Origin of the sequence: Bacterioplanoides sp. SCSIO 12839 (assembly GCF_024397975.1) — a bacterium.
In the GTDB taxonomy this organism is placed as follows: domain Bacteria; phylum Pseudomonadota; class Gammaproteobacteria; order Pseudomonadales; family Oceanobacteraceae; genus Bacterioplanoides.
This window is the reverse complement of sequence record NZ_CP073745.1, coordinates 922,251-946,977: the sequence shown is the minus strand read 5'-3', so window position 1 is coordinate 946,977 and position 24,727 is coordinate 922,251. Positions and strand designations below refer to the sequence as shown.

The 24,727-nt window shown below is 47.7% G+C and carries 20 protein-coding genes; 7 read left to right on the top strand and 13 right to left on the bottom strand.

What is annotated here, in order from left to right; genetic code table 11:
* Window positions 1-29 precede the first annotated feature (29 nt).
* Window positions 30-1,985, bottom strand: coding sequence for a DUF1302 domain-containing protein (locus tag KFF03_RS04395; RefSeq protein WP_255859142.1), 1,956 nt, complete (start codon window positions 1,983-1,985; stop codon window positions 30-32).
* Between the two features lie 547 nt (window positions 1,986-2,532).
* Here KFF03_RS04395 and KFF03_RS04390 point away from each other — a divergent pair.
* The gene (locus tag KFF03_RS04390) at window positions 2,533-3,720 is read left to right on the top strand and encodes a thiolase family protein (protein WP_255859140.1); all 1,188 of its coding nucleotides are present in this window, start codon (window positions 2,533-2,535) and stop codon (window positions 3,718-3,720) included.
* A gap of 204 nt (window positions 3,721-3,924) precedes the next feature.
* Here KFF03_RS04390 and purU read toward each other — a convergent pair whose 3' ends face one another.
* Complete coding sequence (gene purU, locus KFF03_RS04385; protein ID WP_255859138.1) at window positions 3,925-4,776, bottom strand: formyltetrahydrofolate deformylase; 852 nt, start codon at window positions 4,774-4,776, stop codon at window positions 3,925-3,927.
* Between the two features lie 195 nt (window positions 4,777-4,971).
* Between purU and KFF03_RS04380 the strand changes: the two genes are divergently transcribed.
* Together KFF03_RS04380 and ppnN are read left to right on the top strand one after the other, a co-directional pair.
* Window positions 4,972-5,553: an HPP family protein gene (locus KFF03_RS04380; RefSeq protein ID WP_255859137.1), complete on the top strand. Its 582-nt coding sequence runs from the start codon at window positions 4,972-4,974 to the stop codon at window positions 5,551-5,553.
* 12 nt (window positions 5,554-5,565) lie between these two features.
* The gene (ppnN, locus tag KFF03_RS04375) at window positions 5,566-6,924 is read left to right on the top strand and encodes a nucleotide 5'-monophosphate nucleosidase PpnN (RefSeq protein ID WP_255859136.1); all 1,359 of its coding nucleotides are present in this window, start codon (window positions 5,566-5,568) and stop codon (window positions 6,922-6,924) included.
* A 9-nt stretch (window positions 6,925-6,933) separates the two neighbouring features.
* Here ppnN and KFF03_RS04370 read toward each other — a convergent pair whose 3' ends face one another.
* From KFF03_RS04370 to KFF03_RS04350, 5 genes are all read right to left on the bottom strand, one after another.
* Window positions 6,934-7,620, bottom strand: a complete 687-nt coding sequence (locus KFF03_RS04370; RefSeq protein WP_255859134.1) for a hypothetical protein — start codon at window positions 7,618-7,620, stop codon at window positions 6,934-6,936.
* Window positions 7,621-7,623: 3 nt separating this feature from the next.
* Window positions 7,624-9,318 carry a hypothetical protein gene (locus tag KFF03_RS04365; RefSeq protein WP_255859133.1) on the bottom strand — a complete coding sequence of 565 codons (1,695 nt, stop codon included), beginning with the start codon at window positions 9,316-9,318 and terminating at the stop codon, window positions 7,624-7,626.
* A 131-nt stretch (window positions 9,319-9,449) separates the two neighbouring features.
* Window positions 9,450-11,426: an alkaline phosphatase PhoX gene (locus tag KFF03_RS04360; RefSeq protein ID WP_255859131.1), complete on the bottom strand. Its 1,977-nt coding sequence runs from the start codon at window positions 11,424-11,426 to the stop codon at window positions 9,450-9,452.
* A gap of 280 nt (window positions 11,427-11,706) precedes the next feature.
* The gene (locus KFF03_RS04355) at window positions 11,707-13,215 is read right to left on the bottom strand and encodes a fumarate hydratase (RefSeq protein ID WP_255859130.1); all 1,509 of its coding nucleotides are present in this window, start codon (window positions 13,213-13,215) and stop codon (window positions 11,707-11,709) included.
* A gap of 92 nt (window positions 13,216-13,307) precedes the next feature.
* Window positions 13,308-14,024, bottom strand: coding sequence for a DUF2846 domain-containing protein (locus KFF03_RS04350; RefSeq protein ID WP_255859129.1), 717 nt, complete (start codon window positions 14,022-14,024; stop codon window positions 13,308-13,310).
* Window positions 14,025-14,197: 173 nt separating this feature from the next.
* Here KFF03_RS04350 and KFF03_RS04345 point away from each other — a divergent pair, with 173 nt between their 5' ends.
* Entirely contained in the window at window positions 14,198-14,719 is a 522-nt protein-coding gene (locus tag KFF03_RS04345; RefSeq protein WP_255859127.1) for a hypothetical protein, read from the top strand.
* 4 nt (window positions 14,720-14,723) lie between these two features.
* Complete coding sequence (locus tag KFF03_RS04340; protein ID WP_255859126.1) at window positions 14,724-15,281, top strand: hypothetical protein; 558 nt, start codon at window positions 14,724-14,726, stop codon at window positions 15,279-15,281.
* A 36-nt stretch (window positions 15,282-15,317) separates the two neighbouring features.
* On the opposite strand, the gene KFF03_RS04335 is transcribed toward KFF03_RS04340, so the two are convergent.
* Both KFF03_RS04335 and KFF03_RS04330 read right to left on the bottom strand, forming a co-directional pair.
* A complete protein-coding gene (locus KFF03_RS04335; protein WP_255859125.1) occupies window positions 15,318-16,169 on the bottom strand; it encodes a hypothetical protein in 852 nt (283 codons plus the stop codon).
* Window positions 16,169-16,957, bottom strand: a complete 789-nt coding sequence (locus KFF03_RS04330) for a hypothetical protein (RefSeq protein ID WP_255859123.1) — start codon at window positions 16,955-16,957, stop codon at window positions 16,169-16,171. The genes KFF03_RS04335 and KFF03_RS04330 overlap by 1 nt, the downstream gene beginning before the upstream one ends.
* 287 nt (window positions 16,958-17,244) lie before the next feature.
* Between KFF03_RS04330 and sodB the strand changes: the two genes are divergently transcribed.
* Window positions 17,245-17,826, top strand: coding sequence for a superoxide dismutase [Fe] (gene sodB, locus KFF03_RS04325; protein WP_255859122.1), 582 nt, complete (start codon window positions 17,245-17,247; stop codon window positions 17,824-17,826).
* Window positions 17,827-17,914: 88 nt separating this feature from the next.
* Window positions 17,915-18,511: a nucleoside triphosphate pyrophosphatase gene (locus KFF03_RS04320; protein ID WP_255859121.1), complete on the top strand. Its 597-nt coding sequence runs from the start codon at window positions 17,915-17,917 to the stop codon at window positions 18,509-18,511.
* A 98-nt stretch (window positions 18,512-18,609) separates the two neighbouring features.
* On the opposite strand, the gene gspD is transcribed toward KFF03_RS04320, so the two are convergent.
* The 4 genes from gspD to KFF03_RS04300 all read right to left on the bottom strand — a co-directional run bounded on the left by gspD (window position 18,610) and on the right by KFF03_RS04300 (window position 24,674).
* Window positions 18,610-20,502, bottom strand: coding sequence for a type II secretion system secretin GspD (gspD, locus tag KFF03_RS04315; RefSeq protein WP_370647450.1), 1,893 nt, complete (start codon window positions 20,500-20,502; stop codon window positions 18,610-18,612).
* Window positions 20,503-20,507: 5 nt separating this feature from the next.
* A complete protein-coding gene (locus KFF03_RS04310) occupies window positions 20,508-21,398 on the bottom strand; it encodes a type II secretion system protein N (RefSeq protein ID WP_255859119.1) in 891 nt (296 codons plus the stop codon).
* Window positions 21,399-21,426: 28 nt separating this feature from the next.
* Window positions 21,427-22,188: a type II secretion system protein N gene (gspN, locus tag KFF03_RS04305; protein WP_255859118.1), complete on the bottom strand. Its 762-nt coding sequence runs from the start codon at window positions 22,186-22,188 to the stop codon at window positions 21,427-21,429.
* A gap of 239 nt (window positions 22,189-22,427) precedes the next feature.
* A complete protein-coding gene (locus KFF03_RS04300; protein WP_255859116.1) occupies window positions 22,428-24,674 on the bottom strand; it encodes a neutral/alkaline non-lysosomal ceramidase N-terminal domain-containing protein in 2,247 nt (748 codons plus the stop codon).
* Window positions 24,675-24,727 lie beyond the last annotated feature (53 nt).

Here is a 24,727-nt window from a genome sequence, read left to right as displayed (position 1 = left end):
GTTAAACCTCAAATTCCTGTTTTTCTTATTTAGAATGAATATTTAGCAGATAAGGTAACGTTGTCGCGATCTTTCAGGACGTTGTAGTCACCACCACTGAAGTTGGTGTAACCAATATCAACCGAAGTGCGGTTCTGATACACAAACGATACCGACAGAGCTGTTGTCAGACGATCATCGATAAATTGTGAGCCTGGCTCTGGGCCATTGCCCTGGTCATAAGCAAGCGATACACGAGGCGATACGTTGATACCTGCAAAGGCATTGTTAAAGTCCATGGTCGCACGAACACGAATACCACCAGACAGCTCGTTTACATAACCTTCGTCATTACAGTAGGAGGTATTGGCATTTTTGGTTGTATTAGGTGTGTCACTAACAATTTCATCTGCAGTACAGTAATCCTTATCTGCAGGGAAGACACTGCCCAGCAGCCCATCTTCAAAGAAGAAAACACCTTCGTTATTACCAATACCGTAAGCACCTGAGCGACCATAACGAGCATCATCACTATCCGGTAAGTCATCCACATAGGTCATGCCAATTTCAGATACCAATGAGATACGGTCAGCACCTAATACCTGATCATAGAACTTGATAAACGTCATCTGAGCTTGCCAGATATCCAACTCATCATAGCCTTGCGCTACTTCACCAAATAAAGAAGCTTCATTACCACCAACTTCTGCAGCACGCTGCTGGTATAAACGACTCCATGGCGCACCATTACCCGCTAACAGAACTTCAAACGCATTCCATTGAACCGGAGAGTCTGGCTTGTAGCTGATTTCACCGGAAATCGACGCTCCACCTTCTGTACTGGTGGCAAACGAAACACCAGAGATTTGTAAATCTTCTGGGTAAGCAATTTGATACAACGGTCTGAAAGTATCATACGTTGCATCTTGGTTAACTTGACCGCCACGTGTGCCTGTTACCAGCCCCAGAGTATCGTAGTTAGTCACCGCACCATTAATATAAGGTAAGCGACTGTGGATATTCATGTGGTAAAAACCAAACTCGGTATCACCCAGTGCTTCAGAATACCAACGCAGCGCTAGACCGTATTGCCCAGAATCTTTTGGTTCATCATCACTCAAGCGATCAGTGATTGGGCTTGTCTGTTGACTCCGCGGTGTACCGTCAGCAATCTCTTGCTCACGAAGAGCAATATAAACCTGCTCTGCTTCAGTGCCACCAAGCACAACAGGGCCACAACCATCCGCGACGAAATCAACGGTTGAGAAGAAAGTGCCACAAGGGTCAATACGGGTTTTTTCCCACTCGAGCTGATAAAAGGCTTCTAACGTAACGTCAGCTGTCAGGCCAATAGAGGTATAAAGCATATTGACAGGCAACAGGCCTTCTTTTACTTCAGCACCAGGCTTACGGAATGCTGATGCGTCAACCGGGTTGATGCTGTTAATACCACCTTGAATAAAGGTCGATTCACCCCAGCTCACCACCTGACGACCAACCCGGAAGCTGACCGGAGTATCACCAATGTAATAATCCGCCCACAAGTATGCATCTAATAATTCAACATCAGCACCCGCACGTTCTTTGGTATCGTCGTTATAGGCTTTGAACTCTGGATCTTCATCCATAATTGCCGTGTCATAATAAGCACGAGCACGGAAGAAACCACCGTAGTTTTGATAACTGATTTCCAGATCTGAGCTCCATTTCACCACATTAGTGTAAATATCACCCTTATCGTAATTTAAGGTTCCATCGTCGTAATTGTATGAAGAGCCAGAAGTTGTTTCACCAACCGCGGCACCGTTTCCGGCCATAATCTGACCTTCGTCGCGGTCTTCAACACGCCAGCCGACACCATAACTGACCGTGTTGTCCCACTGTGCGGTGATATCGCCGAAATTAAATTCCACCGCTTGCGCGGTTGAAACCGAAAGAGCTGACACAGCCAGTGCCAAAGGCAATTTCTTCATAGAGCGTAAACCTTTCTTTGTTATTTTCTTCATTTACTTTCCCTCGTTATTCAGCTGCCAAACGATCAGTCAGTGCAGAGCAGTGACTTAAAGGGCGCTTAAGAATAAAGAGTCAACTTTTGGAAAAAAGCATTCATCACAACTGCACAGTTAACCTGTAAGAAGTGATTTTCTGGACGGTTGAGAAATGCTTTCTTAACCATAATTGTTACCCGTTTATTTTTATTAGAACCTTCCGAACCTAAATCCATCCGGAAGTTATGGGATGACTATAATCTGGCCCCTACTCCCCCTCATCACTCGAAAGTATGATTCGGCAGAATAACACCCTATCTTTTGTATCCGTTCGTAACAGCATTGTGCCTGATTTTCATCAGAGAACCAGCCCTCGCAATGATTTATTCCTGAAACAGTGAGGGAGTCGTGGTTAGTAAACACTTCGCCTTTACAGTTTGTATCTTTTATTTCACAAGTGCCTGTCCTCAGGATTGTCAGTCTGGCCACTAACAGGCTGTGAATTTATTCGACCTTCATCTAAGATGTCGGGCAAATTTTGATACCGATATCAGGAGAAAAACGCATGTCGAAACAAGATTCTGTTGTGATTGCCAGCGGTGCTCGCACACCAATGGGTGGTTTTATGGGAAGCCTGAGCAGTGTTCCTGCTGTTGATCTGGGTGCTATTGCTATTGAAGAAGCCATTCAACGCGCTGGTATCAACAAAGAAGATGTTGAAGATGTCACCATGGGCTGCGTATTACCTGCAGGCATGAAACAAGGCCCAGCCCGTCAGGCAATGCGTAAAGCTGGCTTACCAGACGCCACAGCAGCAACCACCATCAACAAATTGTGTGGCTCTGGTATGCGTGCAACGATGTTTGCACATGACATGATCAAAGCAGGTTCTGTAGAGATTGCTGTTGCAGGCGGTATGGAATCAATGTCTAACGCTCCTTACGTATTGGAAGGCGCGCGTACTGGCTTCCGCATGGGTGCAGGCCAGGCACCTCAGGATCATATGTTCCTGGATGGTTTACAAGACGCTGAAACCGGCAAACTGATGGGCGCTTTCGCTCAGGAAGTGGCTGACAAAAAAGGCTACACCCGTGAGCAAATGGATGAATACGCCATCCGCTCTCTGACTCGCGCAAAGAAAGCCATCGAGGAAGGCCTGAACACTGCTGAAATCGTTCCCGTTACGGTTAAAACCCGTAAAGGCGAAACCGTTGTTGATAACGATGAGCAGCCTTTCAACGCTAACATCGAAAAAATCCCAACACTGCGCCCGGCTTTCGCTAAAGACGGTACGGTAACCGCAGCGAACGCTTCTTCTATCTCTGACGGTGCCTCTGCACTGGTTCTGATGAGTGAAAGCGCGGCAGAAGCCAAAGGTGTTAAGCCGGTTGCTCGCATTGTTGCTCACAGCACTCAGTCTCAACACCCATCTGAGTTCACCATGGCTCCGGTTGGCGCTATTGAGCGTGTTCTGGAAAAATCTGGCTGGACGAAAGACGACGTTGATATCTTCGAGATCAACGAAGCATTTGCCATGGTTGCAATGATGCCAATCGACGAGCTGGGCTTAGACGCAGAAAAAGTAAACATCTACGGCGGTGCTTGTGCTCAAGGTCACCCAGTTGGTTCTACTGGTTCTCGTTTAATCGTGACCCTGATGAACGCCCTGAAAAACACCGGCGGTACCAAAGGTCTGGCTGCTCTGTGTATCGGTGGTGGTGAAGCAACTGCTATCACAATCGAACTGCTGTAAGTAGAGTTCTTTGCTCTTATAAAAAACGGGCGCTACTCAGGTAGCGCCCGTTTTTTATGTCACCAATAAGTGACTAAGCAACAAACACGGTCGTGTTTTCAAGAGCAGCCGCAGGACGCGGCGTGACTGACTCAGGGTGCAGGGATGCTCCTTAAGTCAGGTGTGGCTGAAAATACTGTCGTGGTTGAGTGCTCAGTAGAAAAATCAGAACACAATGGTTTTATTGCCATGCAGCAACACCCGATCTTCCAGATGACTTCGCACACCACGCGCCAACACCATTTTCTCAACGTCTTTACCCAGGCGAACCATATCTTCAACGGTATTCGTGTGGCTGATGCGCATCACATCCTGATCAATGATAGGCCCGGCATCCAGCTCTTGAGTTACATAATGGCAGGTCGCACCAATCAGCTTCACTCCTCGCTCAGCCGCCTGATGATACGGCTTAGCACCAACAAACGACGGTAAGAAGCTGTGGTGAATATTAATCACCTGACCGGCATAACGTTCACACAACTCAGGCGGAATAATCTGCATATAACGAGCCAACACAATGGTATCGGCATGATGCTCTTCAACAATGGCGTTTACCCGGGCAAAGTGCTCCGCTTTGTTATTTTTATCCACTGGCACATGGAAAAACGGAATACCATGCCACTCCACCATCGAACGTAAATCATCATGGTTGGAAATGACACACGGAATATCGCACTGCAGCTCTTTGCTGTGCCAGCGGTGTAATAAGTCCACCAGACAATGGCTTTCTTTACTCGCCATCAGAATTACTTTTTTCGGCTGGCCTGAATCATTCACCTGCCAGTCCATCTCAAATTCGTCGGCAATCGGTGCAAATTCCGCTTTTAACTGTTCAAGGTTGAACGGCAATGAATCTGCACGAATACAGTGACGCATAAAAAAACGTCCGCTAACCGGGTCAGAATAATGATTCGCTTCCACAATCCAGCCGCCATGCGCTGAAAAAAACTGGCCAACTTTAGCAACAATCCCAACACGGTCTGGGCATGAAATAGTTAAACGGTATACGCGTTCCATAAGGATCCAAATAGTCTGAACGTTTTAATAGGCTATAAAAGCACTGACAAAAGTAATCACGCACCATACCTGTTTTCTCAGAATACCGGTATGAGCAGTAAGAATAATAACCTTTTGATCAGCTTTTGACGTTAGATTTTGTTATTCACCACAATCAGCCCTAAGATAACAACATTAAGGTTGCAGGAGCTGAGTATGTCTCTGATTGTGTTCGATATGGGTCGCAGGGTGGAAACCCCCATGACTCCGGAGCGGTTTCGCATCAACCCAATTCATGCCAGTTCTGCCACCTCGGCTGTTAATCACGCGACCGAGGCCTATGCTCAACAGGAATCTTACGCAACGCTGGGTGAACATCAGCACCAGCCTCAGGCAGTGGCGTATGTCGCCGATATCATGCAACGCAAGGTGCAGTATATATATAGCGATGCACCGCTACGTCAGGCCTGGGAAATCATGCAGAACACGGGATTTCATCATATTCCGGTTGTGTCTGAAGACCTGATTGTCTGCGCCATGCTGTCAGACCGTGACTTATTAAACCAATCATTATCAGCCTCCATTGCCTGGAACGACAGTGTTCTGACACTAGCCAGCCGCCCGGTTTTGTGTATCGGAGAATACGCAGATATCCGTCAATGTGCCCGAACATTGCTGGAATACCGCATTGGCGCTCTACCGGTTGTTGACGAACAAAACCTGTTGACCGGTATCATCACACGCACGGATATTCTGCGTGTATTAAGCCATTACGGCCCAATGGAACTGTGGGCTTAAAAAGGAATTGTTATGACACGTAATATCGAAGTGATTCATCCCAAAACACACCTTCGCGTCCTTTCTCGTTACGAAATTCAGCAATTAAAAAACTTTTCTGGCCCAACTCATGAGCTCGTCCGTCGCTGCTGTTATGCCGTTCTCAGTGCCGGGAGTCAGAATGATGATTATCTCGACCTGGAAAATGAATTCCGCGACTTCAATATCGAAGTCACTCAGGAAGAGCGTGGCATCGTGTTAAAACTGACGTCACCGCCAGACAGTGCCTTTGTTGATGACGAGATTATTCGCGGGGTACGCGAGCAGCTATTTGCCGTGCTCAGAGATGTGTTATACGCACAAGACTCCATTATTGATGCTCATCGCTTTGACCTGAACAATGGCGAAGATATCACCAATGCCATCTTTCATCTGTTACGCAATGCCGATGCACTGAAACCAGAGAGCGTATCCAACCTGATCATCTGCTGGGGCGGCCACTCCATTCCCCGTCACGAGTACCAGTACACCAAAGATGTGGGTTACCAATTAGGCCTTAGAGGTTTGGATATCGGCACCGGCTGTGGCCCTGGCGCGATGAAAGGCCCCATGAAAGGCGCCACCATTGGCCATGCTAAACAACATCTTTGTGACGGCCGTTATATCGGCATTACCGAACCCGGTATTATTGCCACCGAAGCCCCCAATCCGATTGTGAATGAACTGGTCATTTTGCCGGATATTGAAAAACGTCTGGAAGCCTTTGTGCGTTTAGCACACGGCATTGTGATTTTTCCGGGTGGCCCGGGCACAGCCGAAGAGATTCTGTATTTATTGGGTGTTTTATCTCACCCAGCTAATCAAACGATTCCTTTTCCACTGGTGATTACCGGGCCAGAACAATCACGTGAATATTTAAATGATATCGACCAGTTTATTGGCGATACCCTGGGGCCAGAGGCACAAAAGCGTTACCAGCTGATTATTGATGATCCTGCTGCGGTAGCAATCGCCATGAAACAAGGCACAGAAAAAGTTCGCGAATACCGCCGTTTAATTGAAGATGCGTATTTTTATAACTGGTCATTAACCATTGCCGAAAAGTTCCAGACACCGTTCGATCCAACCCATGACAACATGGCGGCGATAGAGCTGTCGTATGACCTGCCCCAGCATCAGCTGGCGGCCAACTTGCGCCAGGTTTTTTCCGGCATTGTTGCTGGCAATGTGAAAGCAACGGGAATTAAACGGGTAGAAAAATACGGGCCTTACAAAATTCACGGAGATCCTAAAATTCTGAAAGGTATGGACAAATTATTGTCGGCGATGGTTCATCACGGCCGGATGAAAATACAGGGAGAATACACTCCCTGTTATGAAGTTGTTATTTAATCGATCATTTCACTGGCTCGTTTGGGCCAGTTTTACTTTATCGACATTCATCAACATCAGAATCGCCAAAGCGGATATAATAAAAATCAATAACGCTGAGGCTTCTGACCCTAGCGTGTAGCGGGTTAGCGCCAGCAAACCAAAATAAGCAATTACCGAATACTGCAACCACTGCATCACGGTGATAATTTTTCCGGAACTGAAACGAGACTGGCAAACCAACAAGCCTAATCGGTAGGCCATCACAGCAAACCCCATCACAACAAAACCAACCAACAGGAAGGATAACCAGATAAGCCATTCTGACCAGCCAACCACCTGCGCTGATTTAGCAGGCCCAGACCACAAGGCATCCCAACTCACTGCCAAAATAATTCCTAAAGAAACCATTAATTGATGAGAGCCAGAGTCCTGATGCGGCTCCGTCATTAATTCATCCCACAAAAAACGTGCAATTAATGCTGTCGCTACCAAACCAATAATGGGTGTCAGTACTGGTAAACTCTGAATGCTGAAATACGTCAATAGATAACCCAACATCGGAAAGACCGTATGGGTGGCGGTTACTCCAACCACCCATAACAAAGCTGTTTTCTGTTGACGCAACTGCGAGCTACGCATCCCGGTTGCAATGGCAACATCGATTCCGATACCCAGCCCCATCAGTGTGCACGCCAGGAAAAAACTCTCAAGCATGGTTTACTCCGCTGCGAGGCGCTGCTGGGCACCTTCAGACCAGTCCAGGCGAATATCCCACTGGTAACGGTGCTCCTCTAACAAAGGCTCCGTCGTGGTATCAACTTCCTGTAATACATTGACCGCAGGCTTCAACACCACATCGCGACCAAAAATATAACTCTGTTCATCAACAATAGTTTTATACGCCTTGTTCATGGCCAATGCTCGCTCGGCGGAAGGTGTAATCAGCTCATAAATTGATTGCGCTTGTAATACTTTTTCCGCGTCAACATTACCTTTCTCGTCAAACCAACGCTGTAACATTTCCTGGTTCTGACGAAACTCATCGCCGCCGCCCGCACGTTTAAAATAGGTTAAATATTCCGGGTCATGAGTACCAAAGCTGGGAACATCCTGGATGGTTTTAAGATTGATGTAACCCCAGCCTTGCTGGCCTTCTACTTTACGAGCAAATGAGAAGACCTGATCAATGGTACTGCCCACGGTTTTGTGGCAGCCATTACAAAATGCCAGTTCCTGCTTGTTTTGCTGACGCAGATTGCCGTGCTCATTTTCAATATAGCCATTGATCACCCAGCCAAAACCATTATCAATACCACGATCACCAATAGAAACGGTTCTGGGCAGTTGTTCCAGGTGCTTTTCTTTAGCTTCGATAAAATAAGAACTTCTTAAGGCCGCCGGTGATTTAAATGCGGCTTTTCGCATGTAACGCACTTCTTTCATGCGTGGGGCATTATAAATACCACCATGGGCATCCACCCCGACATAACGTACTGTATGCAAAAATTCAGTGCCCTGAGGGAATAACATGTGCTCAACGGCAGTATCCGACGCATCCCCCAGGTAGTGTGCCTGTTTATTCATTACAGTGACGATTCCCTGTTGACCATCACTATTTAAGTCGACACCAATAATTTTTTCATCAACCGATGCGACGGTTACAGAATTCTGATTTTTGATGGTCATTTCGACCAAGGCTAAATTTGCCTGGTAAACCGACTTATTATATTGACCAGCCACAGTCATAAATTTTTCAGGCAAACGAATCATGGCATCGCCAGTTGAGCCATTAGTTGGCCAGAAGCTGCTGGGGAGTGGTTTATAATTATAAGCAACCCAATGACTGCCATCTTTAGCAAAACCATCTTCTGCAAATGCTTTCTCAGGAAAGGGAAGCTGCTTTATCTCTGAGATTTCACCACCCCAGTTTTCTGATTGTTTCTGTTTGTCAATAAACGATGAATAGTTATCTGTATTAGTCCATTCATTAATTTCTTTATCGCTAATACCTGCAATGGCTTCACTGCGATCTTTAAATAGGTTTTTCCAACTGTTTGTCATACCAATATCTGAAAATTCGTAAGCTCCCTGAAGGGAGCCATCTTTCATAAAGTTAGGGCGACTCTCATCGGAGTAGGTTTGGTGACAAACAAAACATGGGTTATTCACACCCTCTGTCTTGGTATAACACTGGGCCGGAATAACGGCTTCCGGGTTATACATTTCGTTATGCTTCAGGTAAGCAATCGCTGGAATGTCATCTCCTGGCCGATACTCTGGCGTAAATTCTGGGGTGGTTTCAGAATTTTTTTCCGGAATAAATTCAGAAGTATTTTTTTCTTTTTTATTATCAGATTCCGAACAGCCGCCGACTGCAAAAAGCGCAACCATCATAAGAGCCAGTATTTTCATTTTCTTCTCACAGTTAAATAAAACTGCATATCGTTTTATCGCATGTATATGACAGCTATATCTCAATGAATTATTTTTATTGCAAAAAATACCGCCACCCTTTAGAGGGTGGCGGTATTACACTTTAAGGATTAACGAGGATCGTACATCCATAATGTGTTGTTTTCCTGGAAGCCATCTTCACCAATCAGAATACGGCCATCTTTCATGACAACAACATTATCCGGCTGAGAAAGGTTCTCAACATCACAACGTTCCGCACCGTCCAGGCTGCTGCGATACGTCGCTCCCATGACAACCGGTTCAATACGGCTCAGGCTGTAGTCGTTATCAACTTTCGCGCGATAAACACCACCACAATCTTTAACACGGTTGGATAATTGAATATCACCTTCACCGTCAATCATGGTGTTATCGATATCGGCAATACCGATGTACATATAAGCTTCAGTGACTGTTTCGTCAGCAACACGGTCTTCACCCGTAATGGCTTCCAGCACACGATCCTGATGAATCGAAATACCTTCCAGCTTACGCCATTCGGCTGTCGCACCTAATTGTTTAGCAGCCTGACGAGATTCCAGGAAAGCCGCACGGTCATCCATGTCTTTACCGGCTGTTACTTTACCGCCACCCTGTGCGACAGTTGGGTATTTCGTGCCTGCTGGACGTCCGGCGTTCACCCATGCTGCCCAGGCTTCAACATCCTTAACCGTCATATAACTGGTGCCACTGTTGGCATCGTCAGCGTTCATCAGAGGGTTGCCGGTGGCATCAAAGTCATCGGTATCAATACCGTTAAACTCATCAATCCAAACCTGAATGTCAGCGTTATTACCTTTGGCTAATTCAACCCAGCTAACGTCAAAACCGGTAATTGCCGGATCATTAATACCCGCGTCCTGAACCAATTTTGCACCGTATAACGTACCTACACTCAGGTCTTCAGCGGTATCAGCAACAAATTTAAATAATACACCGCCGGTATCATCCTGAGATGAATAAACGGTTTTGCGATCTGGCATTACAACCGAGTTTTCATGCTCATAACGACCGATGGTATAATGCTTAACCGGAACCGGCGTATCAGCTAAAGGATTGGTAATTTCAACAATATAACCATAATAATATGGGTTACTTGCCGCACTTTCTAACGCCCACATACCCGCTAATAAGCCATTAGCAGCAATATTTTCAGCGTCATTCCAGCTAGGATCAGTCGTGCCAGAAACCTTCGTATTAACCACCCACTCTTCAGAGGTCAGTGGTGTTCCCCACGGAGATACCGAACCAAAACAGTTAGCGCCAGTGCCTTTTACCGGAGCAAAATCAACCATCATGGCATCCAGCACACTCCAGTTACCATCAGCACCTTTTTTCAGGTTCATACGGCTCATGGCACCTGGGTATAATTCCCAGTTGGTGAACAAATAGCCTTCACCTTCGCCGGTAGCAACAAAGCCATTAAAATCAGGCATATTGTTTTCAAAAATCTTGGTATCACCAGCCAGGTTATAAACCGTACCTAAACCGTTCGCTAATTTACCATCCAGCGTCGAAGCCGTTTGACCCAGAATCTGATATTGGCCATAGGCTGTTTGAATGGTCTGGCGTTCATAATCACTCGAAGGCACTGGAATACTGATCAATGCTTCCGGTAATTTATTGAAATTCATACCGGCGATCACACCCACGGTGCCAGTGTTATAGGCCACAGCATTACCATCGGTTTCGACGTTACTGCTGGAAGGGTGTTGTGCGTTAAAAAATAAATCGCCTTCTTCTGTCAGGAAAATACCCGTCACTTCAGCACCGGCTGGTACCGTTGCAATACGAGTTAGACGATTTACAGAAGCGTCTTTACCGTCGGCTCCATTCTGTCCATCAACCCCGTTTTGTCCGTCGACTCCGTTTTGTCCGTCGGCTCCGTTTTGACCATCGGCACCAGGCGTACCCGGAGCGCCAGGAGATGCAACAGCCGCATCGCCTTGATCACCTTTAGGACCTTGTGCACCGTCAGCACCATCTTTGCCATCAGCACCACATGCCGCTAAAACCAGCGTCATTGAGGCAGCCATTACCGCTTTGTATAAGCTATTTTTTTTCATTGATTCCACAGGACTTCTCCAAGTACCCAATTAAAGTTTGGAGATGGCAGGCTAAAAAACAGAAGTGACAGTTAAGCGACGTGTTGGTGACAATTAAAATAACAAAAAATAACAGGAATCATTATCAATAAAACATATTTACCGACAGTCAGACTGGCCGATCATCAGGCAATAAAAAAGCTCCAATTCCACAGGAAAAGGAGCTTTTTAAAGGGCGGTTACGCTTTATCGCCGGATAGAGTATCCGGCTTTAGTTAAGGTGCTTAAACCTCTTTAGCGCTTACACCTCTTTAGCATTGATGCGCTGGAACCACTCTTGTGGGCCAGTCTGGTGAACCGATTCACCTTTGCTATCGACAGCTACCGTCACCGGCATATCCACCAGATCAAACTCGTAAATCGCTTCCATACCCAGATCTTCGAAACCAACCACTTTGGCTTCTTTAATCGCCTGAGATACTAAGTAAGCCGCGCCACCCACAGCCATCAGGTAAACCGCTTCGTTGTCTTTGATCGCTTCAATCGCAATCGGACCACGTTCGGCTTTACCAATCATGCCCAACAGGCCGGTTTCTTCCAGTACCGTGCGGGTGAACTTATCCATACGGGTTGCCGTAGTTGGGCCAGCCGGGCCAACCACTTCTTCGCGTACCGGATCAACCGGGCCAACGTAATAAATAAAGCGGCCTTTAAGATCAACCGGCAGCTCTTCGCCTTTGGCGATCATATCCACCATGCGCTTATGCGCCGCATCGCGGCCGGTCAGCATCTTGCCAGACAGCAGGATGGTTTCACCCGGTTGCCATTCTTTCACGTCTTCCGGAGTCACTTCATTCAGGTTAACGCGGCGAACATTTTCACCCACTTCCCAGCTGATTTCCGGCCAGTCTTCCAGGCTTGGGACTTCCAGTGACGCAGGGCCAGAGCCATCCAGAGTAAAGTGCGTGTGGCGAGTCGCCGCACAGTTCGGAATAATTGCCACTGGCTTGTTCGCAGCGTGGGTTGGGTAATCCGCCACTTTTACGTCTAGGACGGTGGTTAAACCACCCAGACCCTGAGCACCAATACCCAGCTTGTTTACTTTTTCGAACAGTTCCAAACGCAGTTCTTCAGCACGGTTAGAGGCACCACGTTCCTGCAGTTCATGGATATCGATTGGGTCCAGCAGAGACTCTTTTGCCACCATCATGGCTTTTTCTGCCGTACCACCAATACCAATACCCAGCATGCCTGGAGGGCACCAGCCAGCACCCATCTTCGGCACTTGTTCCAGTACCCAATCAACGATCGAGTCGGATGGGTTCAGCATGGCGAACTTGGTTTTTGCTTCAGAACCACCACCTTTGGCTGCCACATGAACATCAACGGTGTTACCCGGAACCAGTTTCATGTGAATAACAGCAGGCGTGTTATCTTTAGTGTTGGCACGCTTACCATCCGGATCAGCCAGAACAGAAGCACGCAAAACGTTATCCGGGTGGGTGTAAGCACGACGAACACCTTCGTTCGCCATATCTTCAACACTCATGTCACCGTCAAACTTCACGTCCATACCAATGGTCAGAAAAACGGTCACAATACCGGTATCCTGACAAATCGGACGTTTGCCCATGGCACACATACGGGAGTTGATCAGAATCTGAGCCATGGCATCTTTGGCAGCCTTAGACTCTTCTCTCTGATACGCCTCATGAACGGCGTCGATAAAATCTTTAGGGTGGTAGTAGGAAATATACTGCAGCGCGTCAGCCACGCTTTGGATCAGATCTTCTTGCTTGATCACCGTCATGAAAGGCCTCTCTCTGGCTCATACAGTTGTAATAACGCCCGCAAGAGCGGGCGTTTGAATTATGACTGTATTGTAACCCATTGAGGTCTGACCTAAAACGGCCACCACTCTTCTTCTTTAGTCCGGGGTCTGGCTTTTAAACCGGTGTCGTCCGCAAAGGGAGACGAGGCATCCGTAGCCTCGCTTTGCTCAAGACCTGCCTCAAAAACCTGCTGCAGACTTTCATCCACTTCAATATCCTGAGCCGCCAGCAAACCACGGCCATGGTGTATCATTTGTGTGTCTTTCAGCTCTGCCAATGCGCGACTGGGAGCAACGAGTTGTAATGGCCCATCACCCAGCGGAATATCTTCCAGATCCGGGTCAATCACTGGTGGATCGATTTCAGAATAGCGCAGGTAATAAACCTTACCGGCTTCTGCTTCGAGATAAATTTCAGCCAGCCGTTTAATCTCAAACCAACCTAGCCCTTCAAAACCAAAAATGCCGCGACGCATGACAATATCGTAAGAGCCTGGCTCCATCTCATACCAGGTATAACTGCCGCCCTTAATATTGAACAGGCGCTCATCGTTCACATTAAAGCTTGGGGTTTCCAACTCATCCATCGACCATTGAGTGGCCGGACGGTAGACGTACAATAACGCGGTGTTCTCATAGTCCCAGCGATAGCCAACCGTTTTGAATGCCTGTTCCTCGGCAGGAGCCACATAAGCCCCAAAGTGATCGCCAAACGAGTGATGAACGGTACATCCCGCTACCGCAGTCAGGGCCATCAGGCACAAGCCCCATTTCATTGTTTTTATCATTATTATATTCCTGTTGCTGACTGATCAGAGCTGAAGAAACGCCATTTCTGGCAACAGACCCAATGCAGTAACAAAACGCTTTGTAAATCTTACCGGATTATTGTACATAAAAAGTACGCCTTGCTATATTTAAATAATTACAAAAAATAACAAAAACTGATAGGGCCTTCACCATGAGCCGTATACGGAATACGCTGATTCTCTCAAGTGCCACTCTGACTTTGCTCGCAGCCGGGCTACACCTCCAGGCTCAGCCAGGCAATGAAGCCTATTATTCAACCAACATCGATGATGCAGTTGCCCACGCAAAACACAACCCAGTCGACAAACGTTACGTGGGTAAAACCTGGTATAACCGCTCTACATCTCAAAGCTTTGATTTCCCGAAAATGCTGAACAGCGAAATGAATAGCCAGGTCATTGAAGGCGCTGTAGGGGCAACCGCCGCCGGCGATCAACGCGATACTGTCGTTGAAGAGTCCGTTGTGGAGACCAATCTTGGCCGTAAAATTAACGAGCTGGACGAAACCAACAACGTCAACAGTGTTACGGCAACCACACCAGATGCTATTCAGCAAATTGAGTCCTCAACGAATGAGGTATTTGTGCGCGAAATTAACTACTCCGACGCAGGATTTTCCGGCTCTGCCCGTAATATCCGCTCAGAAGTCACGATCACCGCTCAAGAGCGTTAATGTTATGCGTAACTCGATGATGCTTGCCTGCTTGTTCAGCGGCCTGTCTTTAACAACATTGGCAGCCCCTTCACAACATGACCAATATTATTCAGATGATATTTTCACGGCCATAGAGGAAGCCAAGCAACGCACTCATCACTACAACTACTCACGCGCTAAGCGCTATAACCGGACAACATCACAAAGCATTCAGATTCCGCGTCTGCTGAACACAGAGATGGATGAGCATATTGTTAAAGGCGCTATTCAACCCAGCGCTTCTGGCAACGACACCCATAACTACACCAGCACCAGTTACTACACCCACACCGATAAAGAAAAGTACAATCACGAGCAGCAGCAAGCTAACCAGAAAGTGACACGCGCTAATCTTGGACAAACACTGACGAAAGACGAAACACTGGATTCTCCACCTGAAACGGGCCTGGTCGATACATTAAAAGTGGAGAGCAGCACCTCAAACATCATCCGTGAGATTTCTTATTCCGGTCAGGATTACACCGGCTCAGCTAAAAACATCAGCGCCGATGTGTCTATATCAGCCAGCACTCGTCCGTAACAATATCAAACGCAGTTTAATCAAGAATTTCGCAGCTCAACCAGTAAGCTTTTTCTGAACTGCAGCACGGGCAGCTGAGCCCAGTTGCAGCAAACGACTGTCACGTTGCCATAACAACCTCTGATCATCCGATAAATAACTACTGGTTTGCTGCAATGTGGTGATGACGCCATCCATGATGGAGAAAGTTTCTGGCTGATAATAGCCTGGGCTACGTTCGTAACTATCAATCAGACGCTGTGACTCAGCATGCAATAACGGTTCGGCTTCATCATCAGCATGTGTCACCATCCAGCCACTGAATGCCAACAAAACCATCACATCTTCCCAATAACGAAATGGTTTAAAACATCGCTTATGGGCATCAGCGGTAACACCACCAGGCACAACCTCGACTGCATCCAGCCTGACCGGTGTGTGTGGTACATCGCAAACAAACGGCTGTGCTTTACCAGTGGGTTCAGCCAACACACCTGAACTGACAGAGGCCACTTTGGCACAGCTCAGATGTTGCTCCTCATCATTAGCCAGCACATACAGATAGTCGATCAAACCCGATGCCATCAACATGACATGAGATTTCACTCCGCTGACAGACTGTCTTACACCATCCGAATGCAGCTGCGTTGTATAGTCACGAGAGCTGCGAACGCCCGATTCTGAAGCCGCAAAGGCCGCAAACTCATCGTCTTGTAAGCACTCATCCAAATGACGCACAGCCAGCTGATAGGCAAAGAAAAAAGCCGTCGACGGTGTATCACTGCACTGCCCCAGAACCACCGCCGCTGAAGCCAGGCTTTGCTGTTGCTGCAACACGGCTGCAAACTGCTGTCTTAACAGTTGTGCGTCCACATTGGCGATATCGGTTCTGGCCTCAAGCCGTGTCATTACTGAGCACCACCTAAAGCGTTTTGAATGCGATCCAAACGAATCTGAATGTCTTCAATTTCCAGCTTCATATCACCCAGATCACCACCGGTTTTAATGCTGGCAACTTTGGCTTCCAACGCCTGTAAAGCATCACTGTTCTGACTAACACCCAATTGTGCTGTGGCAATATCCGATGCGGCAGACTCAACCTGCTTCACCCGACCAGATAATGCAGCAACCTTCTTATCAACGGTTGCCGACATATCACGTTTGGCAGATGCCAATGCCGCTGTCTGCGACTTTTCTGCAGCACCTTGTGCTTTCTTCACAGAAGCAACCGAGCTTTTCAGACTTTTAATGGCTTTAATATTGGCATTAATATTGGCTTTGTTACGTTTGTTCGACACGTCCCACAACTTACGGATTTCAGAGTTATTCTCTTTCACCAGAATTTTCAACGCATCCACTGACAAGTTGGCATTCTCCCCAGTAGCTGAAAGCTGATCATTTAACCGCTGCAGGTTCTTACCCTGATCAGCAATCACACCCTGGGCCTGATTCAACTGTTTTTGCACACTTTGTAACTGCATAAACAAAAAAGCCGCCAAGCCCCCCATGACCAGCGCCACAATCAGAGCGACCGTCGCCAATGTTTGTTTTGCAGGCTGCGCTTGTGCCGCTGCGGCATTGGAAATGGCCGCTCTCTGTGCCGCCTGACGGCGCGCAGCCATCTGACGTTTGCGTAATTCGATATCTTCTGCGGATGGTTTCATATCCGGAACAATGGGATCTTTTTGCTTTTCCATGGGTAATACTCTGTTTTTTTACAAATAGTAACCGACCACCGGATGCAGCGAAACAATGCACATCAGGTAATTGCACACTTGTTGCCAAAAACCTTATAAATTGAGTGCGTAGCATGGCTTCAGAGCAGGTGGTATGATTTACATCAACAATTACCGGGTAGTGGTTGAAAAGTCATTTTTCAGCCCAACATAGGTAATCATAAAGCCATCACAAAGAACGGTGGCAGAGCCTTCAGGCAAATTAATTCCGTTAATAACCGACTTAGCAATGATAATGGAGACCCATCATGGCGTTTGAATTACCAGCACTGCCGTATGCAAAAGATGCACTGGAACCACACATCTCGTCCGAGACTCTGGATTTCCACCACGGTAAACACCACAACACTTACGTAGTGAAGCTGAATGGCTTAATCGGTGGTACTGAGTTTGAAGGCAAAACTCTGGAAGAAATCGTTAAAACCTCTTCTGGTGGCGTATTTAACAATGCTGCACAAATCTGGAACCACACCTTCTACTGGAACAGCCTGAGCCCTAACGGTGGTGGCGAGCCAACTGGTGCGGTTGCTGATGCAATCAACGCTGCTTTTGGTTCTTTCGAAGAATTCAAAGCCAAGTTCAATGACATGGCAGTGAATAACTTTGGCTCCAGCTGGACCTGGTTGGTGAAAAAAGCCGACGGTTCTCTGGACATCGTTAATACCTCTAACGCGGCAACGCCAATCACTGAAGAAGGTGTTACGCCACTGATCACTGTTGATCTGTGGGAACACGCTTACTACATTGACTACCGCAATGTTCGTCCGGATTACCTGAACGGTTTCTGGTCTCTGGTAAACTGGGAATTTGCGAACGCTAACTTCGCTTAAGAAACCTCAGATTAAGTTCTGACCCAGAATAAAAAAGGAGCTGCGGCTCCTTTTTTATTGCCTTCAATATTTTGCTGATACGTAACTCATGACTGATTTTAAACTACTACTGGCATCAAGCTCCCCCTTTCGTCGCCAGATTCTGAATAAACTTCGTATCCCTTTTACCTGTGCGTCGCCGGATATTGATGAAACACCACTGTCGGCAGAAACGCCGCAACAATACGTTGAGCGACTCGCGATTGAAAAGGCGCAAGCATTAGCTAACCAGTATCCTGAGCATTGGATCATCGGCAGTGACCAGACTTCCGTTCTCGACGGCGAAATCCGCGGCAAGCCGTTAACCCGTGATAACGCTATCCGACAACTGCAACAGTCCAGCGCCAAACACGTCCAGTTTTATACCGGTTTATGTTTATTAAACGCGGCCAGCGGGCAATACGTTTCGATGATCGAACCGTTCTCAGTGCATTTCAGAGAATTGTCCACAACAGAAGTCGAGCGCTACATCGACCTGGAACAACCACTCAACTGCGCGGGCAGCTTTATGGTAGAAGGACTGGGCATCAACCTGTTTGAAAAACTCGAAGGCCGGGATGAAAACAGCCTGATTGGTTTGCCGTTAATCGGTTTGTTGGAGTTAATGCGCGAAGCGGGGTTAGAGCCACTGGGCTTAGCTCAATAATTGCCACCTGATTTCAGGCAATAACGAGCACAATAAAAAACAGGCCACGAAGGGCCTGTTTTTTATTTAAAGCTTTTTATACCAAGTGACGGTCACTATCAGCGACGCATACCACGGAACAATTTATCCATCCGCGTGTTAATGCTTTCGTTGGCAAACTCATCCGACAGTGTGAATTCCCAAATACCGTCAAACCGTTCTTCGGTTAATGTACGCGCTTTTGATGCTTCGGTAACGATGGTCGGCTTCAGGAAAATCATCAGATTACTTTTCACTTTTTCAGTCGACTCAGCACGGAATAACCAACCTAACCAGGGAATATCACCCAACAGCGGCACCTTGCTTTCAATTTTACGAATATCATCCCGGATCAAACCACCCAGTACAATTGTCTCTTCGTTCTCTGACAAAATCATGGTTTTAATCGAACGCTTATTGGTGATTAAGTCCGAACTACCGGCGACACTGGTAGTCGATACCGATTCTGTGGTGGCTTCCACTTCCAAACGAATAGCTTCGCCATCATGAATGTGTGGCTTCACCTTTAACGTCACACCAATATCTTCACGGGTAATGGTCGTGAATGGGTTCGCGTTGTTACTGGATGCAGTTGAACCGGTACGGAAAGGTACATTCTGACCCACAATAATTTCCGCTTCCTGGTTATCCAGCGTCATGATACTTGGCGTTGATAGCAGGTTGGTGTTGGTATCACTCTGAATCGCCTGCAATACCGCACCAAACTGTGCTTCACCATCTTCTTCTTTATAAGCACCAAATGTCAGGCCACTACCAATTGCAGCGGCTGGATTACCCGAGGCAATCGACCCGGCAATCGCCGACAAACTCGGACCCGCGGTACTGAAGTTAGTGCCGCCCACCGGCTTATCCAGATCGCCAATCGCCCACTGTACACCTAATGCGTCGTTCACATCACCGGTGACTTCAACAATAGCCGACTCAATCAGAACCTGAGCACGACGAACATCCAGCGACGACACAAGCTCCTGAATTTCTTTCATCAACGAAGGCTCTGCACGAACCACCAGTGCATTCAAATCTTCATCGGCATGAATACCAGCCTTGCCTTTTGCCTGGTTGGCTTCTTTTCCTGCCGCTGGCGCTTCAGATAACAGGTTTTTCAGTAACTCGGCCAACTTGGTGGCATCGGCATACTGCAAACGCATCACCTGTGCGCTACCACTGAAATAAGACGGGGTATCCAGCTCTGAAATCAACTTACGAATACGATCACGTGCGGTTTTTTCACCTTTAATAATCAAACGATTACTGCGCTCATCAGCCACCACCCGAATACTGCCCGCGGTTTTACCGACATTAGCGTTATTGCCCTGAGCGACCTTAGCCGGATCCAGGCTTTGCAGCATGGTCACCACATTGCCCACCCAGGCTTCACGTAGCTGAATGACTTCCAGCTCTTCAACACCCGATTTGTCCAGACGCTCAATGATTTGCTCAATGCGGCGAATGTTAGTGGCGTGATCTGAAATAATTAAGGTATTAGCGGATTTTACTCCGGCAAGATGGCCGTATTTGGCCACTAATGGACGCAAAATCGGCACTAAATCCAGTGCTGGTGTATTTTTAATCGGGATTACTTTGGTGAGCATTTCCTGGCTTTCTTTGCTCACCGCCGCTTCAATATCGCGACCTTGCTGCTTAATTTCGTTTTGCTGAACCACTAATACCACTTCGCCAGCGGGCACTGCAGCGTAGCCATGGACTTGTAATACCGACAGAAACAGCTCGTAGACGCCTTCCTGATCAACCGGACCGCTGCTAAGCACGTTCACCTTGCCTTTCACCCGAGGATCAATCACAAAGCTTTTACCGGTGATATCCGAAACCTGGCTGATAAAGGCACCGATATCGGCATCTTTCAGATTAATCTGCCAGTTTTCCTGCGCCTGGGCACTCCAGAAGCTGAACAGCAGAAAAACTGCAATAGAAAAACGCTTTAACACACCCATTTCCTTTAATTTAACTTGTGATTAACCACAAAACGATTATTGCCACGTTGCACTTCAATGCGTGCATTACCGGAGCTTGTGACCTGTTCAAGCACCGCACGGTCAGCATCAATATCACCTAACCGCTGACCATTGACCGATAACACAATGTCTCCGGGCACCAGCTTCAGAGAGGTTAAGACCGAACCAGGCTGAACCCGATAGCCCTGTCCCGAACCAGCAGACTGTAAACCCAGCTCATTCAGAGCCGCCTCAGGGTTATCAGCCATTTCCTGATTCGCCATATCCATAAATTCACCGGCAGACTTAATTTTGCCCAGACGTTCACGAATAGAACCACGCGGACGACGATCAGCACGTGGTTTAGGCGCAGCAACCGATCTGGCATTGATACCAGCACGGGCTTTTTCATCAAACTTCAGCGTTTCCAGCTTGCCATTCGTATCCAATACCACTTTGTCATCATAAACACCGGCCAGCTTGGTACGCCCCTGGATTTTGTCGCCGATTTTATAAAAGTCACCGCGCCCGGATTGTGGTGCAATAATCGCGCTGGAGTTTTCTGGCACCGACGCTTTATTGATTCCCAGCAAACGCAAACGTAATCGGGTAACCGGCGCATCCACTTCTTTTTGTACCGCCTGAACCGGTTCGTCAGTGGCAACACCAAACACATGGTATTGAGCCGTGCCTCGAATCCCGGTTTGTGCCGCAGAGCCATCACCACGCGAGGGGGCTTTTAAATACAGTGGCTGGGGAGCAACCAACATCCACACCAGTGCCGCCAGCTGAATCGCAATCAACACGGTAAAGATCGTTTTGCCCAGCACCAATACCAGCTTCTGCCATGAAGCCAGTTGTAATTCCGTTGCTGTGGTTTGTGCAGCAGTTGCCAAGTGTGTGTTACTCCGTAAAAGCGCCAGATTATAGAATCTTCTGAGACACTTCAAAAATTACCGTTTCTTCAGTCGCCTGAGCGGGCCACTTTTGCCCTAAAATATCGAGGAAGCGGCGACGAATAGCAACGCCTCCCCAACCATCGTTCTGCAAGAAAGCCTGGCCAATTGGCAAGCCTTCATCGGTATTGATATCCAGTACGGTTTTTTCCTGCTCGCGCTTCAGATCACCCACCAGCAGCGGCAACGTCGACTGAATCGGTTTGCCGTCAACCGGGAATCCCACATCACCGCCGGTAAAGACAATACGGCCTTCAGCCTGATGAATCTGACGGGAAGATAAATCCACCAGTGCGTTCAGGCCGGATATTTCAAAATCTCCGGATAAATTAGCCCGACCTTTTCTCAACATAGGTTGCAATAATGCCGAAGAAAGTTCCCCCTGAGTCTCAGAGAGTGACAATTGTTGATCCAGCGACACTTGTGCGTGAGTCTGAAGGCTGATTCCTTCACCAGACACATCTAATAATACGTCTGCCTGGGCCATCAGTAACGCCAGCGGTTCCAGCTGCCAGTCAATCTCTAACAAGCCAACCTGAGGGGCCTGAAGCTGTAATTGCCCCTGCCATAAGGTACCCGATACCCGTTTTACCTTAACCGGTAATGCACGGGCATGTGGCTCAGCGTATTGCCAGACAAAATGCAGAGGAGTGGTCGCGATCAGGGTAAAGATGAAGACAAGGAAGCCCAACAACATATACCAGCGAGCTGCCCAGATGGCCTTAAACATGGTGACTAATCATTATCCGTTATCAAATCAGCGGAACATTCTACTGAACAGGGCCGCAAAGTGTAATGGGTCATTATGACAGTCCGGTAACATTGGCCCAGTCAATGCTAAAGCTCAGCGGCTGTCAGTTTTAATAATAACAATTCTCATCCAAATTTGGCAGAACCGATTCATCATAAAACAACAAAGCGCCGGTAGCGTCAGCCACACAGCGCTTGTTTTACCCAACTTTACCGCTTTCAGTAAGATGCCGTTGGTTGAACCATTGCGTCTCCGGGTAAAACGAATGGCTCAGATGCCAGCTCTGGCCTACCATTTCGCTCTGAGATTACAAACCGATAACGCTCACTGGACACCGATTGGATCTTCTCGAAGTTATACCAGCGCGCCTGATATTCCCCCATGCCTTCATCGGCGTCATCCAGCCAGCGCACCTCTATATCATAACCGTCATCATTAATCGGTTGCTCATGGGTAGTCAGCGGAACCCACTTCCCCTGCTGTTCAACCTCAACCCGGACAAGCGGCTGATGCCAGGCAATTTTATCCGCCGCTACATCCAGCCATTCTACCGCCATGTAGTGTTCATCCGGGGTATCATTTATCTGCGGCTCTGCCGTGGTTAACCACTGCCGGGCTCCCTGACTCTCCACCGCTTCGGGCAAGAAACTATTGATGTTTAATTGATAACGCCATTCTGGCAATAACTCCTGAAACGCACCCTGGCCGACAAAATCACTCGCTAAACGGCCCAGTTGCGCCGTGATATAAGGCGTTGAATATTGCCCATATAAGGTGTGACCACCTTCGTAGTTCTGGCGTTGATATTCTTCATGGGTAGTGGTGTAACCAAAATAACCATTGGAAATGCTGGATACCCAGGTGTATTTAAGTGGTTGTCCCGCGGTTGCAAACACCTCGCTGACGGCAGTAGCCATACGACGACCGGCTTCCTGTGTCACTTCATACGGTAACGGCAACACCGCCATATCATTCACTTTAATAATCTGGAACAGCACGGTGTTCGGGAAACTATCTTTTGGCTCCAGCAAAGGCTGTAAAAATGAAAAGCCCAGGTGACGTTTGTTACCCTGACAGCCTTCATCCAGCCACCAGCGGCGTGACATCACATTACCACCTTTTAAAAAAGGCACGGCTGCCAGCCAGGGAGTTCGACGCTCATAAGCGCCCGCCGCAACCGGATTACCGACCGCCGCTTCATCACATAACTCCACTTCACCAACACGATTATTGTCACGGATATTGATTTCCCGGGCGGCCGTTGCCAGATCGACATCAGCCGTCAACTCGGGGGCCAGTGAATCAAACAAACTAATTGCTTCTTTGCCGATGCCCTGGCCTAACTGCCTGGCAGCCTGCCAATCCACCGGGTGATGACCAAAAGTATTATCACCATGTTCTGGCAATGCCGGTGCCATGTCGCCTTGTGTCCCGGTGGTTAAACCGTGTACCACTGGCCATGGTGTCTGGTGTCGACGAGCAATCGACCATTCCAGATCTTTTTGAGCGTAAGCAAACAAATCTGCGTTGTAGACCTCCACCGGTACCGATAGCGCCGTTGCGTGAACAGAAAAACTTGAGAACGCCGCCAGTGGTAAAAAATGTCCGTCATCATCAGCAACATCAATACGGATCATATAAAGGGATGGATTAACGGCATTAAACTTTGCTTTGGGATCTTCCAGATCAATGTCCCCGGCATTGTCATTAAGCACATAAGCATCCAGAGAGCGATTGCGGTTGTAACCATAAATATCACGTTTACCCGTGGCAATTCTGGCGGGACGGCGCTGCTGGTAGGCTTCCAGAATGCCATCGGTAATACGTTGGGTCACAAACTCCAGAAAAGCAGGCTCGAGCCACTGGCCACTCGACATATGCTTGTTGTAAAAATCATTATCGTAAAAATTCACCGGTGCCGAATGGCTATGGGAAGCCGTAATCACAATGTCTTTGGGAGCTAAACCGGTCTGTTCAGCCACACGTTGCGCCACCATGTGATGCACCAATAACGAACTTCCCGCCAGATCGGTCTGAATCAGGGCGGTGGCATCACCGTCCTTATCCTGAAGATAAATCACCCGGGCTTTCAGACGAGTACGAAATCCAATGCCTTTATTAGCCATCACTGAGTAACCACCCATCGGCATTCCTGGTGGCGGCGTAATATCAACAGAAACGGCCCAGGCACTGGCCTGCTGCGCTTCTTTTTTTGCATCAGCGGGAGTATCGGCGGTTGTATGAGTCGCTACGGCATCGTTATGAGCAGTTTGTGGGAATGATGAGGAAGGCTGCTCGATCACAATATCAGTGGTTGCTGCACACGCTGACAACATCACAGCACACAGAAGTGATAACAATAATTTCATGGAGGCATCCAGACTTGTTTTTATTTTTGCACGTTTGTACCACATAAATAGCCAGAAATCACGGTTCAAAGCCGGGGATGTGATCAGGAGTGCCATGGTCGGATTCTGAGAGATTTTTCCCGCTTTGCGATAAGATATTCTTCAGATTA

What these genes read in the sequence shown, in the direction of transcription:
- KFF03_RS04395 (WP_255859142.1), bottom strand. Translation starts at nt 1,985, where the DNA reads ATGAAGAAAATAACAAAGAAAGGTTTACGCTCTATGAAGAAATTGCCT.
- KFF03_RS04390 (WP_255859140.1), top strand. Translation starts at nt 2,533, where the DNA reads ATGTCGAAACAAGATTCTGTTGTGATTGCCAGCGGTGCTCGCACACCA.
- purU (WP_255859138.1), bottom strand. Translation starts at nt 4,776, where the DNA reads ATGGAACGCGTATACCGTTTAACTATTTCATGCCCAGACCGTGTTGGG.
- KFF03_RS04380 (WP_255859137.1), top strand. Translation starts at nt 4,972, where the DNA reads ATGTCTCTGATTGTGTTCGATATGGGTCGCAGGGTGGAAACCCCCATG.
- ppnN (WP_255859136.1), top strand. Translation starts at nt 5,566, where the DNA reads ATGACACGTAATATCGAAGTGATTCATCCCAAAACACACCTTCGCGTC.
- KFF03_RS04370 (WP_255859134.1), bottom strand. Translation starts at nt 7,620, where the DNA reads ATGCTTGAGAGTTTTTTCCTGGCGTGCACACTGATGGGGCTGGGTATC.
- KFF03_RS04365 (WP_255859133.1), bottom strand. Translation starts at nt 9,318, where the DNA reads ATGAAAATACTGGCTCTTATGATGGTTGCGCTTTTTGCAGTCGGCGGC.
- KFF03_RS04360 (WP_255859131.1), bottom strand. Translation starts at nt 11,426, where the DNA reads ATGAAAAAAAATAGCTTATACAAAGCGGTAATGGCTGCCTCAATGACG.
- KFF03_RS04355 (WP_255859130.1), bottom strand. Translation starts at nt 13,215, where the DNA reads ATGACGGTGATCAAGCAAGAAGATCTGATCCAAAGCGTGGCTGACGCG.
- KFF03_RS04350 (WP_255859129.1), bottom strand. Translation starts at nt 14,024, where the DNA reads ATGATAAAAACAATGAAATGGGGCTTGTGCCTGATGGCCCTGACTGCG.
- KFF03_RS04345 (WP_255859127.1), top strand. Translation starts at nt 14,198, where the DNA reads ATGAGCCGTATACGGAATACGCTGATTCTCTCAAGTGCCACTCTGACT.
- KFF03_RS04340 (WP_255859126.1), top strand. Translation starts at nt 14,724, where the DNA reads ATGCGTAACTCGATGATGCTTGCCTGCTTGTTCAGCGGCCTGTCTTTA.
- KFF03_RS04335 (WP_255859125.1), bottom strand. Translation starts at nt 16,169, where the DNA reads ATGACACGGCTTGAGGCCAGAACCGATATCGCCAATGTGGACGCACAA.
- KFF03_RS04330 (WP_255859123.1), bottom strand. Translation starts at nt 16,957, where the DNA reads ATGGAAAAGCAAAAAGATCCCATTGTTCCGGATATGAAACCATCCGCA.
- sodB (WP_255859122.1), top strand. Translation starts at nt 17,245, where the DNA reads ATGGCGTTTGAATTACCAGCACTGCCGTATGCAAAAGATGCACTGGAA.
- KFF03_RS04320 (WP_255859121.1), top strand. Translation starts at nt 17,915, where the DNA reads ATGACTGATTTTAAACTACTACTGGCATCAAGCTCCCCCTTTCGTCGC.
- gspD (WP_370647450.1), bottom strand. Translation starts at nt 20,502, where the DNA reads ATGGGTGTGTTAAAGCGTTTTTCTATTGCAGTTTTTCTGCTGTTCAGC.
- gspN (WP_255859118.1), bottom strand. Translation starts at nt 22,188, where the DNA reads ATGTTTAAGGCCATCTGGGCAGCTCGCTGGTATATGTTGTTGGGCTTC.
- KFF03_RS04300 (WP_255859116.1), bottom strand. Translation starts at nt 24,674, where the DNA reads ATGGCACTCCTGATCACATCCCCGGCTTTGAACCGTGATTTCTGGCTA.